This window comes from Neorhizobium alkalisoli (genome assembly GCF_002968635.1).
Lineage (GTDB): Bacteria > Pseudomonadota > Alphaproteobacteria > Rhizobiales > Rhizobiaceae > Neorhizobium > Neorhizobium alkalisoli.
This window is the reverse complement of the sequence record NZ_PVBN01000005.1, coordinates 165,071-181,738: the sequence shown is the minus strand read 5'-3', so window position 1 is coordinate 181,738 and position 16,668 is coordinate 165,071. Positions and strand designations below refer to the sequence as shown.

The window sequence follows — 16,668 nt, the reverse complement described above, 5'->3', positions numbered from 1 at the left end:
CGTCGCCGGCGCTCAAGGCCGGTTCCTGATTGCCCAGTCGCGGATCAGCCGGAGCCCCTCTCCAAGCAGAGCCTTGGCCTCGTCTTCCGTGCGGGCCTCCACATAACAACGCATCTCCGGGGCATTGCCCGAGGGCCGCAGATGCACGATGCGGCCGTCGGCAAGCGTGACGCGCAATCCGTCGATCTCGCTTCTGGCCGCCACCGAAGAGATCGGCGCCAGGAAGGCGGCCAGATTGTCGTCCGACGCGCCGAGATGCGCCATCAGCGCGGCACTGGTTTCGACCGCAAAGTTTTCCAGCCGGTCGGCCGCCGCAAACGGCAGGCGGAAGGAGGCCACGATCTCCGACAAGGGCTGCTTCTTGTCCGCGGCAAGCGAAAGAGCGGCCAGCACCGGCAGGAAACTGTCGCGGGTCGGCAGCGGGTCGAGTCTGCCGCCGGCGACGGTGAACGGTGACGCGGTCAACAGCCCGCCATTGGCTTCGAAGCCCATGACCCTGTCCCGCCCGGCCTTCAGCGCCTCGAGCATCCCGGCGATCACGAAGGGCGAGCCGACCCTGGTGCGGACGGTTTCGAAATCGCCGGCCGTATCGATGCCGGAATTGGAGGTGACCGGCGTCACCACGACATTGGCCTTGAGGAACTGCGCCGTGATCAGGCCGATGAGGTCGCCGCGTAACGGCTCGCCCGTCTCGTCGGCGACAAGCGGCCGGTCGCCGTCGCCATCGGCCGAAACGATCGCATCGAGCCCGTGCTCCTGCGCCCAGCCCTTCAGAAGCCCGACCGTCTCGGCCGAGACGGCTTCGGTGTCGACGGGCAGGAACTCTTCGGAACGGCCGAGCGGCACGACCTTGGCGCCGAAGCCCTTGAGAACCTCGACCATCAGGTCGCGGGCGACGGTGGAATGCTGGTAGACGCCGAGCTTCAGGCCAGCCAGCGCATCGGCAGGCAGGACGTTTCTGTTGCGGGTCAGAAACAGCGCCTCTGCCTCTGCCGACCGGTCCGGCGCCTCACCCGGCGCAAAATCCACCTCTCGGCCGTCGAGCTCGGCGGCGATGGCCGCGATCCGCTGCTCGTCGGCTTTGTCGATCTCGCCGTCCGGCCGGTAGAACTTGATGCCGTTGCGGTCGGCCGGAATATGCGACCCGGTCACCATCAGCGAGCCGGCGCCCAGCTCCAGCCCGTAAAGCGCAAGCGCTGGCGTCGGCAATGCGCCGCAATCAACGGGCGACAGGCCGGCACGCTCAAGCGCGCCGATGCAGGTGGCGGCAATGTCGGGGCTCGAGGCGCGGAAATCCCGCCCCACCAGCACCAGCCCGCCCGCTTTCGCTGCCCCGGTTTCCAGAAGATGCCGCGCAAAAGCCTCCGCATAAACCGACGAGGCCCGACCCGCCAGATCCTCAACAAGCCCGCGAAGGCCACTCGTTCCAAATTTCATCAAGTACCTATAAAGAAATTCAGCCGCTCAATGTCCTAGTTTATTTTGCCTGAAAATAAAGAGGTAACTGTCGAGTAAGTTAATCGGCACGCCCCGCGACGGGACGCACGGGCGCTGCAGATTTCGAGAGCGGTTCTTTCCTCGTGGGATGCCATCATGTTTCCGGTTGCGCTTGGCCGGATCGCCGCAAGGGGTTATCCTTCTGGTTCGATCTGGTCTGTCTGATAGTCGGCTCTGCGAGATTTGGCCGGCTGCTTCCGCTTCCCAGGGAGGAGATCCTAATGGGATCACGTATTTGGACGTCTGTCGCGTTTGTCGCTTCGCTTGCCGGCCTGGTGCTTCTCATGGGCTTCGGTGAGCGGATCGACGAAGGTGGCTGTTCGGGAACCCTGGCCTTCGAGAAATCGAGACAGTTGCTGGAAGAGCGGCCGGAGGTGCTTGATATCGCCCCGGGAAACTTCCGTTGGGCGGGCGACTGCCGATTCGCCATGCAGGGCTATGTCGATGTCGCGACTGCGGGCGCACCGAGCCGCAGGAGTTTCGAGCTTCTGGTCGCCTTGGACCCGGGAGGCCATCGCTGGCGGCAGCTTAGCCTTTCCATGGAGGACTAGCCTTTCCATGGAGGACTAGCCGTTCGGGATCGCGCAGGTGGTACCGGAAACTGGGACAAAAATGCGATTTTGGAAAATGGCGGACAGAGAGGGATTCGAACCCTCGATACGCTTTCACGTATACACGCGTTCCAGGCGTGCGCCTTCAACCACTCGGCCACCTGTCCTTGGATAAGGGCTGCGTGCAAATCGGAGGCAACACAGCGGTCGGGCGCGATATATACCGATCAATTCTGAAGGATCAACCGGAATCTGAACGATTTTTGACAGCAGGGCGCAAAACCTTGGTGGTCGCGTTGCCAACCTTGGAGCTGGGAGCTATCTCTTTTCCACAAGAGGCCGCCGCCGGCTCGTCGGCGGTCGACAACGAATGGCTACTGGAAAATGCGAATCCTTCGCTTCGTCTTCCATGCGGTGAGCGCTCTGGCGCTTCTTGCTGCAATCATCGCCGGCACACTGGATTCGATTCAGTCCGTCTCCGCGTCTTCCGTTGTGCTGACGAGCCTCGGCAACGCCTGGCTCAATCTCGATCCGGAAAGCCTGGCGCTGAGCGAAATTTATGCGGAAACCTACATTAGCCCTGACCTTTGGCGGCCCTTCGTAGCGCCGGTTCTGGCGCAGCCGGCATTCGCGGTCTTCCTGGCCTTGGCGTTTCTCTTCTGGATGGCTGGATACGAGAAACCGCGTTTCGCGGGGCGGTTTTCCGCCTGACCCTTTCGGCAACCGGGCCGGGACGCTGGTGTTCGTTGTGAATTGGAGAGGGTTATCCGCTTCCTGAATGGTCTGAAACTAGACGCCAAGCCATAGAATTATGCAGTTATTTCGGGCCTTTGTGCAAGTTTTCGGCAGCCCCGCCATTCTTTACCAACTGAAAAAAATCTCGTGAATTTTTCCGAAACCCGTGCAAGAGTGCCCGCAGCCAGACCCTGAAAAGAAAAAAAGGGCAGGTGGCCGCAGAAGTGCCCGGGGGACGGGCTTGCGGGAGGATCAAACAGCTAAAAAACAGGGCTGCACGATGAAAAGAACCCTTTTAAGCCTCATTGCCTTGGCCGCCATGTCGGCTACCGCGCTTTCAGCGGAGGTGAAGCCGGCGCTGGTCTATGGTACCGGCGGCAAATTCGACAAATCCTTCAATGAGGCAGCCTTTGCCGGCGCCGAACAGTTCAAGAAGGAAACGGGGATCGAATACCGGGACTTCGAGCCCACCAACGATACCCAGGGCGAGCAGGCGATCCGCAATTTCGCCAGCCGCGGTTACAACCCCGTCGTTGCGGTCTCCTTTGCCTGGACATCCGCCATGGAAAAGGTTGCAGCCGAATTCCCCGATACCAAGTTTGCGATCGTTGACTCCGTCGTGGACCTGAAGAACGTCCGTTCGGTCGTCTACAAGGAAGAAGAGGGCTCCTATCTCGTCGGTCTTCTCGCCGGCATGGCGTCCAAGACCGGCAAGGTCGGCTTTATCGGTGGCATGGACATTCCGCTGATCCGCAAGTTCGGCTGCGGTTACGTCCAGGGCGTGAAGGCCGCAAAGGCGGATGCGCAGGTTTTCCAGAACATGACCGGCACGACCGGTGCGGCATGGAACGATCCTGTGCGCGGCGGTGAGCTGACGAAGAACCAGATCGACCAGGGCGCCGACGTGGTTTATGCGGCGGCGGGTGCGACCGGCCTCGGCGTACTGCAGACGGCGGCCGACAACAAGAAGCTGTCGATCGGCGTCGACTCCAACCAGAACCACCTGCATCCAGGCTCCGTGCTGACCTCGATGGTCAAGCGCGTCGACCTTGCCGTCTATAATACCTTCAAGGACACCAAGGACGACAAGTTCACCGCCGGTGTGCAGGCTCTCGGCGTCAAGGAAGACGGCGTGGCTTACGCACTCGACGACAACAACAAGGCATTGATTACGGCCGAGATGAAGGCTGCTGTGGAAAAGGCCAAGGCCGACATCATTGCCGGCACCGTCAAGGTGCATGACTATATGTCGGACAATTCCTGCCCCAAGTGAGATACACGCCTGAAGGGCGCATGGCGGTCGGGATCGCCATGCGCCCTTTTTCATAGAGTGTGGAAAGGCGAACCATTGAGCCTCGACCTCCCCAAAGAGATTGAGCCTGCAATCGAGCTTGTCGGCATAGACAAGAAGTTCGGTGCGGTGCATGCCAACAAGAACATCAATTTGACCGTGGCCAAAGGATCGATCCATGGCATCATCGGCGAAAACGGCGCGGGCAAATCGACGCTGATGTCGATCCTCTACGGCTTCTATCATGCCGATCAGGGCGAGATTCGCATTTCGGGCAAGCCGATCGCCATCCGTGACAGCCAGGCGGCGATCGCCGCGGGCATCGGCATGGTGCACCAGCATTTTATGCTGGTTGAGAATTTTACCGTTCTCGAAAACGTCATGCTGGGCGCCGAAGGCGGGCAATTGCTTCGCAAGGGTGTCGCGAGTGCGCGCAAGGAACTGAAGCGCCTGGAGGACGACTACGGCCTCGAGGTGGATCCCGATGCGGTCGTCGAGGAATTGCCGGTCGGCAGCCAGCAGCGCGTCGAGATCCTGAAGGCGCTGTATCGCGGCGCCGAAATTCTGATCCTGGACGAGCCGACCGGCGTGCTGACGCCGGCGGAGGCAGATCACCTCTTCAAGGTGCTGCGTGTCCTGCGCGACCAGGGCAAAACGATCATTCTCATTACGCACAAGCTGCGCGAGATCATGGCGATCACCGATACGGTCTCGGTCATGCGCCGCGGCGAAATGGTGGCAACCCGCAAGACATCCGAGACGACCGTCGAGGAACTGGCTGAACTGATGGTTGGTCGCCGCGTGTTGCTGCACGTGGAAAAGGGTGACGCAAATCCCGGCCGGGTTCTGCTGTCGGTCAGGAACCTGTCGGTCAAGGACGCTCGCGGCGTCACCATGGTGGACAATGTTTCCTTCGACGTCCGCGCCGGCGAGATCGTCGGCGTCGCCGGGGTTGCCGGCAACGGCCAGTCGGAGCTTCTCGAGGCGATCGCGGGTATTCGCAAACCTGCCTCCGGCGAGATATTGATCGACGGTAAGCCGGTTGCCGGTATCGATCCGGCAGGGTTGCGCGATCTCGGCCTCGCTCACATTCCCGAGGATCGGCACCATATGGGCCTGGTCCTGAAATTCGAGGAATACGAGAATTCGATCCTCGGCTATCACCGCGATCGGCGTTATGGACGCGGCGCCATGCTCGACCTCGAAGCCATGCGCAAGGATGCGGAAGAAAAGATAGCGAAATATGACATCCGCCCGCCGAACCCGCGGTTGAAGACGGCGAACTTTTCCGGCGGCAATCAGCAGAAGATCGTCGTCGCACGCGAAATCGAACGGGATCCGAATGTGCTGATCATTGGCCAGCCGACCCGCGGCGTCGATATCGGCGCTATTGAATTCATTCACAAACGGATCATCGACATGCGGGATGCGGGCAAGGCGGTGCTCCTGGTGTCGGTGGAACTCGACGAAATCCGCTCCCTCTCCGACCGGATACTGGTGATGTTTGCCGGCAAGGTTGTCGGGGAGAAAACCGGGGATGCCGGTGAGCAGACATTGGGCCTGATGATGGCCGGGATTGCCGCATGAATACCGCATCCGTTCAGCTTCCCGCCTGGATCAATTACGGCGTCATTCCGCTCCTCAATCTCGCGCTTGCCTTCTTTTTTTCAGGCCTCGTGGTCTGGGCCATCGGCGAAAGCCCGGTCGAGGCGCTGCGCCTCTTGTTGATCGGCGCGCTTGGCCGCGGCGAAGGCATCGGCTTCACGCTCTTCTATGCCACGAGCTTCATCTTTACCGGCTTGTCGGTGGCGGTCGCGATCCACGCTGGCCTCTTCAATATCGGCTCTGAAGGACAGGCCTATCTCGGCGGCCTGGGGGCGGCGCTCGTTGCGCTTTCGTTTGATCGCTACGTGCCCTGGTACGTGACCATGCCCTTCGCAGTGATCGGCGCGGCTCTCTTCGGTGCCGCTTGTGCCGCAATTCCGGCCTGGCTCCAGGCCAAGCGCGGCAGCCATATCGTCATCACCACGATCATGTTCAATTTCATCACGTCGTCGCTGATGAACTATCTGCTCGTGCGGGTGCTGATCGTGCCCGGCAAGATGGCGCCGGAAACGCGTACTTTCCTGGAAGGGGGACAGCTACCGAAGCTCGACTGGCTGATTTCGATGTTCGGGGGCAGGCTGGGCGCCGCGCCGCTCAACTTCTCTTTCCTGATTGCGCTTGTCATGTGCTTTCTGGTCTGGGTGCTGATCTGGCGGACCAAGCTCGGTTATGAAATGCGTACGCTCGGCATCAGCCCGACGGCGGCGAGCTATGCCGGCATTCCCTACGCCAAGATCGTCATGATCGCCATGCTGATCTCCGGCGGCCTTGCGGGTATGATGGCGCTCAACCCGGTCATGGGAGCCTCTGCGAGGCTGCAGATCGAGTTCGTCGGCGGCGCCGGCTTCGTCGGTATCGCCGTATCGTTGATGGGCCGCAATCATCCCGTCGGAATCATACTCGCCGCGCTGCTATTCGGCATTCTCTATCAGGGCGGCGCAGAGCTCTCTTTCGACATGCCCAGCATCACCCGTGACATGATCGTCGTCATTCAGGGTCTTGTGATCCTCTTTGCAGGTGCGCTCGAATACATGCTCCGACCGGCAATCGTCCGGCTCTACCAGCAGATCTCCGGGAAGTAGCTCATGGATTATTTCGATATTTTCATCGGCATTCTCGGTTCGGCGATCCGCCTCTCGATCCCTCTGCTGTTCACGGCCCTCGCGGGGCTGTTCTCGGAGCGGGCGGGGATTTTCGATATCGGTCTCGAAGGCAAGATGCTGGTTTCCGCCTTCGCCTCGGCCTGTGCCGCCTATTGGACCGGCAATGCCTGGCTCGGCCTCATGGCCGGCATTGTGGTGGCGATCGCTTTCTCCTTCCTTCACGGGTTCGCCTCGATCACCAACCGCGGCAATCAGATCGTCTCCGGTGTGGCGTTGAATTTCGTGGCAGCCGGGCTGACGATCGTGCTCGGTCAGGCGTGGTTCGGGCAAGGAGGACGGACTGCGCAGGTGCCAGGCTCGGGCCGGTTCACGCCGATTATCCTGCCGGGTGCCGACGCAATGCGCGAGGTGCCGATTCTCGGACCCCTCTATGCCAACGTCATTTCCGGCAACAATATCCTCACCTATATCGCTTTTCTGATGGTGCCGATCTCCTGGTGGGTGTTGTATCGGACCCGTTTCGGGCTGCGTCTGCGCGCGGTGGGTGAAAATCCCGGCGCCGTGGATACGGCCGGCATTTCAGTGAGCTGGCTGCGTTATCGCGCGCTGATTGTCACAGGCTTTCTGGCGGGGTTTGCTGGGACATATCTCGCCATCGCTCAATCGGCCGCCTTCATCAACAATATGTCGGCCGGCAAGGGATATATTGCGCTCGCGGCGCTGATCTTTGCGAAATGGAAGCCAGTGCCTGTGATGCTCGCCTGCCTGCTCTTCGGTTTCCTCGATGCCTTCGCGAATTTCATGCAGGGCAAGTCGATTCCGCTGATTGGAGAGGTGCCGGTACAGATCTTCCAGGCGCTGCCCTATATCCTGACCTGCGTGCTGCTTGCAGGATTCATAGGCATTGCCCGTCCGCCGAAAGCCGGCGGCGTCCCCTACACGAAGGAGCGGTAAGAGATGTCTCACGAGCTGTTCGAAGCCGCCCGCGACGCGATGAAAAAGTCATACGCGCCCTACTCCAAATTTCCGGTGGGCGTTGCGATCCGCGCCGATGACGGGAAGGTCTATCTCGGCGCAAATATCGAAAACCTGTCCTTTCCGCAGGGCTGGTGCGCCGAGCCGACGGCAATCGGCGCGATGATCATGGGTGGGGCCAGGAAGATCGTCGAGCTCGCCGTCATCGCCGAAAAACTGCCGCTCTGCACGCCATGCGGCGGTTGCCGTCAGAAGATTTCCGAGTTCGCTTCTGCCGAAACGCGCATCTACCTTTGCGACGATGCCGGCGTCCAGAAGACCGTCACCATGGCGGAGCTCCTGCCTTATGCCTTCGAAACGGACGTGATCGGATGAAGAACGTCATCGACCTCCTCGTCGATCGTCTCGACGGTCTCGTGCCGCGTCACGCGATCGTGCTCGGTTCCGGCCTCGGCTCGCTGGTGGGGGAGGTGAGGGATCAGGTTCGCGTACCCTATGGAGCACTCGAGGGGTTTCCGGCAAGTGGCGTCACAGGTCACGCGGGCGAACTGGTTGCCGGCTATCTCGGAGCCGAGCCTGTCATCATGCTCTCCGGCCGCGCGCACTACTACGAGCATGGCGATGCGAAGGCCATGCGCTTTCCGATAGAGGTCATGAAGGGCATCGGCGTCCAATCGCTGATCCTGACGAATTCAGCGGGATCGCTGCGTGAAGACATGCCGCCGGGATCGGTAATGCAGATCACCGATCACATCAACTATTCCGGCCTGAACCCACTGATCGGGGAAGAGGGGGATCGTCGTTTCGTCGGAATGACCAGCGCCTATGATGCGGCCCTTTCGCTCGACATGCATAACGCCGCGATCCGCTGCGGTATTCCGCTGTTCTCAGGGGTCTATATGTGGTTTTCAGGCCCGAGCTTTGAAACTCCTGCCGAGATTCGCATGGCCCGTATTCTGGGCGCCGACGCGGTCGGCATGTCGACTGTGCCGGAGGTTATCCTGGCACGCTATTTCGGGATGAAGGTTGCGGCCGCCTCGGTCATCACCAATTTCGGCGCAGGCATGACCGGTGCCGAACTCAGCCACGAAGAAACCAAGGACATGGCGCCGGTCGGCGGTCAGCGTCTCGCCGTCGTTTTAAAAGAAATGTTGGCTTGATACACGATAGATTTCAATCGGATACTTGGCGTGTGACGATCCGCGTGAACTCGGCGGGTTGCTTCTAATCGTTTGAACGATAAATATACCGGCTCGATCAAGCCCGGGGAGGCACGAAATGGAACTCCTGAGCCCGCGCGAGGCGGCAGCCTTTGCGCTATCGCTTCTCGACCTGACGAACCTGCGCGACGATTGCGACAATGCCGCGATCGAGAAACTGTGCCTGCGCGCCCAAACGCCCTATGGCCATACGGCGGCAATCTGCATCTGGCCGCGTTTCGTTGCGCATGCGAGGGCGATCCTTGGGCCGGACCACGCGGTGCGGATAGCGACCGTCGTGAACTTCCCGTCCGGTGATCTTCCGGTCGCAACCGTGATCGAGGAAACCCGCAAGGCCATCGAGGACGGCGCCGACGAGATCGACATGGTCATCCCCTATCGCAAACTGTCGGCCGGCGACGAGGCGGCGGTAACTGAAATGGTCGAAGCCGTGCGGGCCGCCTGCCCGCAAGCCTGCCTGAAAGTGATCCTGGAGACGGGAGAACTGAAGGACAGCGCGCTCATCCGCCGTGCGTCCGAACTCGCGATCGCTGGCGGTTCCGATTTCATCAAGACCTCGACGGGCAAGGTTGCTGTCAACGCGACGCTTGAGGCCGCCGACATCATGCTGCAGGCGATCCGCGACTCCAAGAAGCGTGTCGGCTTCAAGCCGGCCGGCGGCATCGGCAGCGTCGCGGACGCGGACCTTTACCTCCGCCTCGCCGAAACCATCATGGGCCCGAACTGGATCATGCCCTCCACATTCCGTTTTGGAGCCTCCAGCCTTCTCGACGATATTTTGGGTGTGTTGAGCGGCGGTACCAGCGCCCGCGTCTCGAGCGGCTACTGACAGGATGATCCCTCAGGAAATCATCCGTCGCAAGCGCGACGGGAAAGCACTCGCCGCTGATGAGATCGCAGGCTTCATCGCCGCGCTCGCCAAGAATGAAATCACCGAAGGGCAGGTAGCCGCTTTCGCCATGGCTGTCTTCTTTCAGGGCATGTCCCGGGATGAGACGGTCGCGCTGACGCTGGCCATGCGCGATTCCGGGACTGTGCTGAATTGGCGCAGTCTTGGCCGGCCGGTTGCAGACAAGCATTCGACTGGCGGTGTGGGAGACAATGTCTCGCTGATGCTGGCGCCGATCGTTGCCAGCTGCGGCCTTGCCGTTCCGATGATTTCCGGCCGCGGTCTGGGTCATACCGGCGGAACGCTTGATAAGCTGCAGTCGATCCCAGGCTACAATGTCATGCCTGACGAGGTTCTGCTCCGGAGGGTCGTGGAGAAAGTCGGTTGTGCCATTATCGGGCAGACGCCGGCTCTCGCACCTGCAGACCGGCGCCTTTACGGCATTCGAGATGTGACGGCGACCGTGGAGTCGGTACCACTGATCACCGCCTCCATTTTGTCCAAGAAGCTAGCGGCCGGACTGGGCAGTCTGGTGCTCGATGTGAAGGTCGGCAACGGCGCTTTCATGGAGAGCGTGGAAGAAGCCGAAGTGTTGGCGCGTTCGCTGGTCGAGGTGGCGAACGGCGCAGGCCTGAAAACGGCCGCACTGTTGACCGACATGAACCAGCCGCTGGCCGATGCCGCAGGCAACGGCTTGGAAATCGTCAACTGCCTCAAGTTCCTGTCCGGTTTGAAGGCCGGTTCGCGTCTCGAGGCCGTGGTCATGGCCGAGGCGGCCGAAATGCTGGTGCAGGCGGGTCTCTTTCGTGATCTGCGGCAGGCAGAGGAAAATGCGCGCCGGGCGCTTTCATCGGGCGAGGCGAAAGAGCGTTTCGGGCGCATGGTGCACGCTCTTGGCGGGCCGATCGATTTCTGTGACCGGCCTGATGCCTATCTGGAGCGTGCTCCGGCAAGCCTGCATGTCCCGGCATCGCGCGATGGCTATCTCGCATCATATGATACGCGCGGGATCGGGCTTGCCGTGGTGGAACTCGGCGGCGGCCGCAAACGCGCGGCGGACTCGGTCGACCACAGGGTCGGCACCAATGGATTTCTGCCGCTCGGCACTCAGGTCTCCAAGGGCGAGCCCATTGCCACGGTGCATGCGAAAAGCCGCGAGGATGCGGAGCGCATAGCCAGAGATTTCGCCGGGTTTTGCGCCATCGCGGACGCGCCGCCGGCAATTTCACCTGTTGTTCTCAAACGGATCAGTTGATCACTGGGTGAGCTTCAGATTGCGTCCTTCGACCTGGAAGGATTTCAGCTTCTTCAGGAAGCTCATCCCAACGAGCGTTCCGGAGAGCGCCTTGTCGTGCAGCACGAAGGCATCGACCTCCTTCACGCGCACCCCGCCGATCTCGATTCGGTCAAGCACCACACGCGCTGCATCCGTGCCGCCGTTTGCGGTGTTGACGGTGTAGCGAAAGTCGAGACTGTTGACGCCGAAGCCGAGTTTGCGGGCCGTACTTTCGTTGATTGCGACAAGCGAGGCGCCGGTGTCGACCAAGCCATCCACGGATCTGCCGTTGATGCGGAACGTTCCGTTGAAATGCCCCCGGCCATCGGCTTCGAGCGTCGCGCTGCCGGCTGCCGCGGAGACCGATTTCGGTTGCGGCGGTTGTTCAACCGTCGCCGCAGTGGCCGGTGGATGATCGGCCAGCCGGATCATCGACGGGATCTGGGTTGCGAGCAAAGCCGCTATCGCCGCGAAGATGACAGTGCGCAGGAGCATGAACGTCCCTCGATCATGGGAACTCGATAGTCCTTGTCGATAGCGCAAAAACCATAACAAAAGAGCCCGCAAAGGCTTTGCAGGCTCTCCAGTTCGAAATTTGGTAAGTAAATCCTGAAGGATTACTTCGTGCCGTACATGCGGTCGCCGGCATCTCCGAGGCCAGGAACGATATATCCCTTCTCGTTGAGGTGGCTGTCGATCGAGGCTGTGTAGATCTTCACATCCGGATGCACCGCTTGAAAGTTCTTGAGACCTTCCGGCGCAGCGAGCAGGCAGAGGAAGCGAATGTTGTGTGCGCCGCGTTCCTTCAGCTTGTCCACGGCCGCGATCGAGGAATTGCCGGTTGCAAGCATCGGGTCCACCACGATGACAAGTCGTTCCGCAATATCCTCAGGCGCCTTGAAATAGTATTCCACCGGCTGCAGCGTCTCATGGTCGCGATAGACCCCGATATGCGAGACGCGAGCCGAGGGCACGAGATCAAGCATGCCTTCGAGCAAACCGTTGCCGGCGCGCAGGATGGAGGCGAAGACAAGCTTCTTGCCCTCGAGGATCGGCGCCTGCATCTCGACGAGCGGCGTCTCGATCGTTTCATAAGTGAGTTCGAGGTCGCGCGTTACCTCGTAGCAGAGCAGGGTCGAGATCTCGCGCAGCAGCCGCCGGAAGCCGGCGGTTGAGGTTTCCTTCTTGCGCATGATCGTCAGCTTGTGCTGCACCAGCGGGTGATCGATGACAGTGACGCCGTTCATGAGCTTCCCTCGTTGTTGCCAGTCTCTTCTTTTGAGGAAAAAGCCGCGTTCTGCAAGCCGTCAGGTGCGTTTGGCGGCCTCATCCCCAATCGCCTCACGTCAAGCCAGCCCCAGCGTCGAACCGGGAAAGCAGGCGTGACCGCGTTCTGTCGTCAACAAAGGCCGCCTCAAGCGCCGTCCGGGTCATGGCGCCGATCTCCGCATCGGACATTTCCATTTCCTTCGACGCGATTTCGTATTCGCGGGCGAGCGACGTATGGAAAAAGGGCGGGTCGTCGGAATTGAGGCAAACGGGCACCCCGGCAGCCTTGAGCTGTTTCAGAGGATGGCTATCGAAGTCGGGAAAGACCTTGAGCGCAATATTCGAGCCGGGGCAGACTTCCAGGACCGTACCGAGTTCGGCGAGGCGCTCCACCAGGGCAGGATCTTCGATCGCGCGGACACCATGGCCGATGCGCGAAGGTTTCACGAGATCGAGCGCGTCTGAGACGCTGAAAGGCCCGCAGACCTCGCCCGCGTGGATGGTGAGGCCGAGCCCTGCGCCACGGGCGATATCGAAGGCGCGGGCATAATCGGCAACCCGGCCCATGCGTTCTTCGCCTGCCATGTTGAAGCCGGTTACCAGCGGGTTCTTGGCGTTGGCGGCATATTGCGCTGCGGAGATGACCCGATCGGGGCCAAAATGCCGTTCGCCGGTGACGATGATGCGCGCCTCTATGCCGGTCTTTTCGCGGGCCGCATGGATGCCGTCGCAGATGCCGGAAAGGTAGGCGTCGGCGCCGAGGCCGATGCGGTCGCCGTGATCGGGCGAAACGATGATCTCGCTGTAGATCGTGTTCGCGGCCGCAAGCTCGAGGAGATAGGACTCCGTCAGCAGCGCATAATCCGCAGCCGTCCTGAAGAGCGCGGCCACTGCATCATAACAGACGAGAAATTCGGCGAAGTCAGACCACTTGTAGGCGCCGTCTTGCAGGATGTGGCTGGTGTCGACGCCATATTTCCGAGCTTGGGCTTCGGCAAGCGCAGGCGGCGCAGCGCCTTCGATATGGCAGTGGATCTCGGCTTTCAAAAGATGCGCCGTCACAGGAAGCTCCGTCCTTGCTGGCCCGGTGGAATGGCCAGATGCTCTGCGATAGTCTCCGCGATATCGGCGTAGGTCGACCGCAACCCGATCGAGCGCGACCGGATTCCCGGTCCGAACGCCATGATCGGAACCCGCTCGCGGGTATGGTCGGTGCCGCGCCATGTGGGATCGCAGCCGTGGTCGGCGGTAAGGATGACGAGATCGCCCGGCTTCAGCCGCCGATGGATATCGGGTAGTGCGAGATCGAAGGCTTCGAGCGCTGCTGCATAACCCGGCACGTCGCGACGATGTCCATAGAGCATGTCGAAATCGACGAAATTGGTGAAAACCAGATCGCCGACCGCTGCCTCGTCCATCGCGGCGAGCGTCGCCGCCATCAGGGCGGTGTTCCCATTGGCCTTGACGACCCGGGAAACGCCCTGGTGAGCGAAGATGTCGCCGATCTTGCCGATCGCATGCACCGATCGGCCGCCTCGGATCAGCCGGTCGAGGAGCGTCGGTTCCGGCGGAGGGACGGAAAAATCGCGCCGGTTGCCGGTGCGCTCGAAGGTTCCCGCCGTCTCGCCGATGAAGGGCCGGGCAATCACCCGCCCGATATTCAGCGGATCGAGCAACTCGCGGACGACCTGGCAGAGCGCGATCAGTCGATCGAGACCGAAATGATGTTCATGGGCGGCGATCTGGAACACGGAATCGCTCGACGTGTAGCAGATCGGCTTCCCGGTCTGGATATGCTCTTCGCCAAGCTGGGCGATAATCTCGGTGCCGGACGCGTGGCAGTTGCCGAGGATGCCCGGAATATCACCTTCCCGACAGATGGCCTCCACCAGCTCGGGAGTAAAGGCGTCGCCCTCGCTGGAGAAATAACCCCAATCGAACATGACAGGCGTACCAGCGATTTCCCAATGCCCGGAAGGAGTGTCCTTTCCGCGGGAAACCTCGTCCGCCGCTCCGAACAGGCCGAAAATCCGCTCCGGCATCGGCATTCCGGCCGGATAGTCACCGCTGGCAAGCCTGGCGATTTCGAGAAGGCCGAGCGCCGACATGTTGGGCAGATGCAGCGGGCCTTGCCGAAGGCCCAAGCGGTCGCCAACTCCGGCGGCGCAGAATTCCGCGATATGGCCGAGGGTGTTGGAGCCGAGATCGCCATAGGCATCGGCATCCCGCGCGCCGCCAACGCCAAAGGAGTCAAGAACGAACAGAAAGGCACGAGCCATCGGTCACCCGGGATATCAAACGCAGTTCACCGGCCTTCGGCCGCGTGGAATCGCGATTCATACAGCCGTGCCTGCCGCTTGGCAAAGGGGGAAGATGGATGAGGCGCCTCAGCAATCCGGACAGGAGATACTGTTTCCGATTCTCTGACGGTAGAAGTAATCCCGGGCGATGGTGATTGTCTTGAGCTCGGACGGCATCAGACCCGACATGAACATCAGAAGGTCGTGGGAAACGGAGACCTCCGAATGTATCAGGAAAGAATTGGGTATGCGCATCTCCGTCGGGACATCGACCACCGCACCGACCGCATAGGGGCGAGCATCGGTGTCGTCCCAGGACCAGGCAACCGTGGGATTGCCGGTTGCGTCCAGCGCCACGCCGGTGACGCGGATGCTCAGCGCGTTAGGCGCGTATGGCGCGAAAAGGCTGTTTGTGACGTCCTCCATCGTTGTGAGGAGGACCTTGTTGACGCTTGTCTCTCGCGTCACGAGGTCCGCGATCGTGCCGGCGCTGCGGGTCACCCGTTTGGAGACGCTGAGACCAAGCGTAATCTCGAAGGATGTGATGTAGAGACTGAGGAGAAGCGGCGCAATCAGCGCGAATTCGACAGCACCTGCGCCGCGTCGGTCGACGGCCAGACGCCTGAGGCGAGCCAGGAAGGTTCCGGAACGCCGTTGCGGATGCGGATCTTGCGCTTCCATCACGGGTAATCCTCATTTCGGAATGTGGCCGTTTCCACGATCAGGAAATAGTTCGGGCGGCCCCCGGAGGGCCGAACGTTGGTGATGTAAGGCCGAAGCAGATCTGTAACGACATCCCAGCGGTAATAGGCGCGCACCATGTTGATCGTCTTCTGGGCGCCCGGCGTATAGTTGTTTACCGAAGACGTATCCAGATCCTGCGACGAATTGAGCGGCACATTTCCCGGTATGTCGGCAAAGCTCGGAAAACTGCGGACGTCCAGCCACAGCTTGTCGGGGGTCGCTATTTCCTCCTCGCTGCATTTGATCATGATCGAAACTTCGTTGCAGAAGGTTCGCCGGAATGCGGTCCGATCGGTGTTGGAGGCGGTGATGTTTCCGGTCCTGAGCTTGCGCGCCATCGTATCGACGGCATTGGCGACAAGCTGTTCGCCCGTGTAGGCAATGAAGGTTTCCAGGATCGCAAAGACGATCATGAAATAGGGGATCGCCAACATTGCGAACTCTATGGCCGCCGCACCGTCTCGCGACCTGAATATCCGGCCGAGCGCACCTCCGCGTCTCGCCGGCGCGACCTCTCCCATCTCGTCATGATCCTGGATCATCATTCCCGCCCACAGCCCGCTTTCGAGCTTCGGAATCGTACGGGCCGATTATTGAGATTCCGTTGCGGCAAACGGCGCGAGTTTAATGGATTGTGCCTGATCAGGGCGCCCCGTCGGTCTTGAACTCGGCATGCTGCTCGCAGTTGGGCGTGCAGGAGAGGATCGAGCGTTCGGTCTGGCGGAAGACGCGAACGGTATTTCCCTCGTCGATGGAGACAAGAACGCGTTCGTCTGCGATCGCGTTTCCTTCCGCATCCAGAAGTACGAGATTGGTCGTCCCGAAGCTGCGGCCCGTGACCACGATGGTCGTGGAATCCGCAACGGTGGCGTCCGCCACATTGGAGTTGCCGACAATGACCTTGCTCACCGGCCGGTCGAGCCGCAATACGCGAGCGTGATTCATGAAGACGCGCAAAAGATCGCCGTCCTCCTGAGCCAGCACATTTCCCGTAGCCGCCACAAAGGCGAGGCCGCAGACGGCGGCGAGTCGGACCATGACGCGACGGAACAGCATTGTGGGCAGCCTTTGGATGCGGTTGTATCGCTCAAGGATGGATGCGATTGGTGAACGAACGGTTAAACGGCACAACGACTGGCCTTTTTATCCGATATTAACCTCATCGCCCGCCGATACGTTTGGCGCCTGCGCGTCTCACTGCCGGTGCGACAAT

18 protein-coding genes and 1 tRNA gene are annotated in these 16,668 nt (G+C 60.9%); 10 read left to right on the top strand and 9 right to left on the bottom strand.

Annotation, left to right across the window (positions count from 1 at the left end; all coding sequences use genetic code 11):
- Window positions 1-12: 12 nt before the first annotated feature.
- Window positions 13-1,437 (bottom strand): phosphomannomutase, encoded by a 1,425-nt coding sequence (locus C5L13_RS13245; RefSeq protein WP_105383753.1) that lies wholly within the window; start codon window positions 1,435-1,437, stop codon window positions 13-15.
- Window positions 1,438-1,718: 281 nt separating this feature from the next.
- On the opposite strand from C5L13_RS13245, the gene C5L13_RS13240 reads away from it, so the two are divergent.
- Window positions 1,719-2,048, top strand: a complete 330-nt coding sequence (locus C5L13_RS13240) for a hypothetical protein (protein ID WP_105383752.1) — start codon at window positions 1,719-1,721, stop codon at window positions 2,046-2,048.
- A 77-nt stretch (window positions 2,049-2,125) separates the two neighbouring features.
- Here the strand turns inward: C5L13_RS13240 and C5L13_RS13235 are convergent.
- Window positions 2,126-2,215: transfer RNA gene (locus C5L13_RS13235), tRNA-Ser, on the bottom strand.
- 217 nt (window positions 2,216-2,432) lie between these two features.
- On the opposite strand from C5L13_RS13235, the gene C5L13_RS13230 reads away from it, so the two are divergent.
- The 9 genes from C5L13_RS13230 to deoA all read left to right on the top strand — a co-directional run bounded on the left by C5L13_RS13230 (window position 2,433) and on the right by deoA (window position 11,121).
- Entirely contained in the window at window positions 2,433-2,759 is a 327-nt protein-coding gene (locus tag C5L13_RS13230; protein ID WP_105383751.1) for a hypothetical protein, read from the top strand.
- Window positions 2,760-3,063: 304 nt separating this feature from the next.
- Entirely contained in the window at window positions 3,064-4,056 is a 993-nt protein-coding gene (locus C5L13_RS13225; protein WP_105383750.1) for a BMP family lipoprotein, read from the top strand.
- A gap of 99 nt (window positions 4,057-4,155) precedes the next feature.
- A complete protein-coding gene (locus C5L13_RS13220; RefSeq protein WP_105383952.1) occupies window positions 4,156-5,661 on the top strand; it encodes an ABC transporter ATP-binding protein in 1,506 nt (501 codons plus the stop codon).
- Window positions 5,658-6,761 carry an ABC transporter permease gene (locus C5L13_RS13215; protein WP_105383749.1) on the top strand — a complete coding sequence of 368 codons (1,104 nt, stop codon included), beginning with the start codon at window positions 5,658-5,660 and terminating at the stop codon, window positions 6,759-6,761. Before C5L13_RS13220 ends, C5L13_RS13215 begins: the two co-directional genes overlap by 4 nt.
- 3 nt (window positions 6,762-6,764) lie before the next feature.
- Window positions 6,765-7,736 carry an ABC transporter permease gene (locus C5L13_RS13210; RefSeq protein ID WP_105383748.1) on the top strand — a complete coding sequence of 324 codons (972 nt, stop codon included), beginning with the start codon at window positions 6,765-6,767 and terminating at the stop codon, window positions 7,734-7,736.
- A 3-nt stretch (window positions 7,737-7,739) separates the two neighbouring features.
- The gene (locus C5L13_RS13205; protein WP_105383747.1) at window positions 7,740-8,132 is read left to right on the top strand and encodes a cytidine deaminase; all 393 of its coding nucleotides are present in this window, start codon (window positions 7,740-7,742) and stop codon (window positions 8,130-8,132) included.
- Window positions 8,129-8,917 (top strand): purine-nucleoside phosphorylase, encoded by a 789-nt coding sequence (locus tag C5L13_RS13200; RefSeq protein WP_105383746.1) that lies wholly within the window; start codon window positions 8,129-8,131, stop codon window positions 8,915-8,917. Before C5L13_RS13205 ends, C5L13_RS13200 begins: the two co-directional genes overlap by 4 nt.
- Before the next feature lie 118 nt (window positions 8,918-9,035).
- Window positions 9,036-9,806, top strand: coding sequence for a deoxyribose-phosphate aldolase (gene deoC / locus C5L13_RS13195; protein ID WP_105383745.1), 771 nt, complete (start codon window positions 9,036-9,038; stop codon window positions 9,804-9,806).
- A gap of 4 nt (window positions 9,807-9,810) precedes the next feature.
- Window positions 9,811-11,121, top strand: a complete 1,311-nt coding sequence (gene deoA, locus C5L13_RS13190) for a thymidine phosphorylase (protein WP_105383744.1) — start codon at window positions 9,811-9,813, stop codon at window positions 11,119-11,121.
- Here the strand turns inward: deoA and C5L13_RS13185 are convergent, their stop codons facing one another.
- The 7 genes from C5L13_RS13185 to C5L13_RS13155 form a co-directional block, all read right to left on the bottom strand.
- Complete coding sequence (locus tag C5L13_RS13185) at window positions 11,122-11,637, bottom strand: TIGR02281 family clan AA aspartic protease (RefSeq protein WP_105383743.1); 516 nt, start codon at window positions 11,635-11,637, stop codon at window positions 11,122-11,124. It lies immediately after the preceding gene.
- Between the two features lie 122 nt (window positions 11,638-11,759).
- Complete coding sequence (gene upp / locus C5L13_RS13180) at window positions 11,760-12,389, bottom strand: uracil phosphoribosyltransferase (protein WP_105383742.1); 630 nt, start codon at window positions 12,387-12,389, stop codon at window positions 11,760-11,762.
- Window positions 12,390-12,483: 94 nt separating this feature from the next.
- Window positions 12,484-13,473: an adenosine deaminase gene (locus tag C5L13_RS13175; protein WP_105383741.1), complete on the bottom strand. Its 990-nt coding sequence runs from the start codon at window positions 13,471-13,473 to the stop codon at window positions 12,484-12,486.
- A complete protein-coding gene (locus C5L13_RS13170; protein WP_105383740.1) occupies window positions 13,470-14,690 on the bottom strand; it encodes a phosphopentomutase in 1,221 nt (406 codons plus the stop codon). Before C5L13_RS13170 ends, C5L13_RS13175 begins: the two co-directional genes overlap by 4 nt.
- A 108-nt stretch (window positions 14,691-14,798) precedes the next feature.
- A complete protein-coding gene (locus C5L13_RS13165; RefSeq protein ID WP_105383739.1) occupies window positions 14,799-15,392 on the bottom strand; it encodes a TadE/TadG family type IV pilus assembly protein in 594 nt (197 codons plus the stop codon).
- A complete protein-coding gene (locus C5L13_RS13160; RefSeq protein WP_105383951.1) occupies window positions 15,392-15,997 on the bottom strand; it encodes a TadE/TadG family type IV pilus assembly protein in 606 nt (201 codons plus the stop codon). Before C5L13_RS13160 ends, C5L13_RS13165 begins: the two co-directional genes overlap by 1 nt.
- Before the next feature lie 100 nt (window positions 15,998-16,097).
- Entirely contained in the window at window positions 16,098-16,493 is a 396-nt protein-coding gene (locus tag C5L13_RS13155) for a pilus assembly protein N-terminal domain-containing protein (protein WP_105383950.1), read from the bottom strand.
- Window positions 16,494-16,668 lie beyond the last annotated feature (175 nt).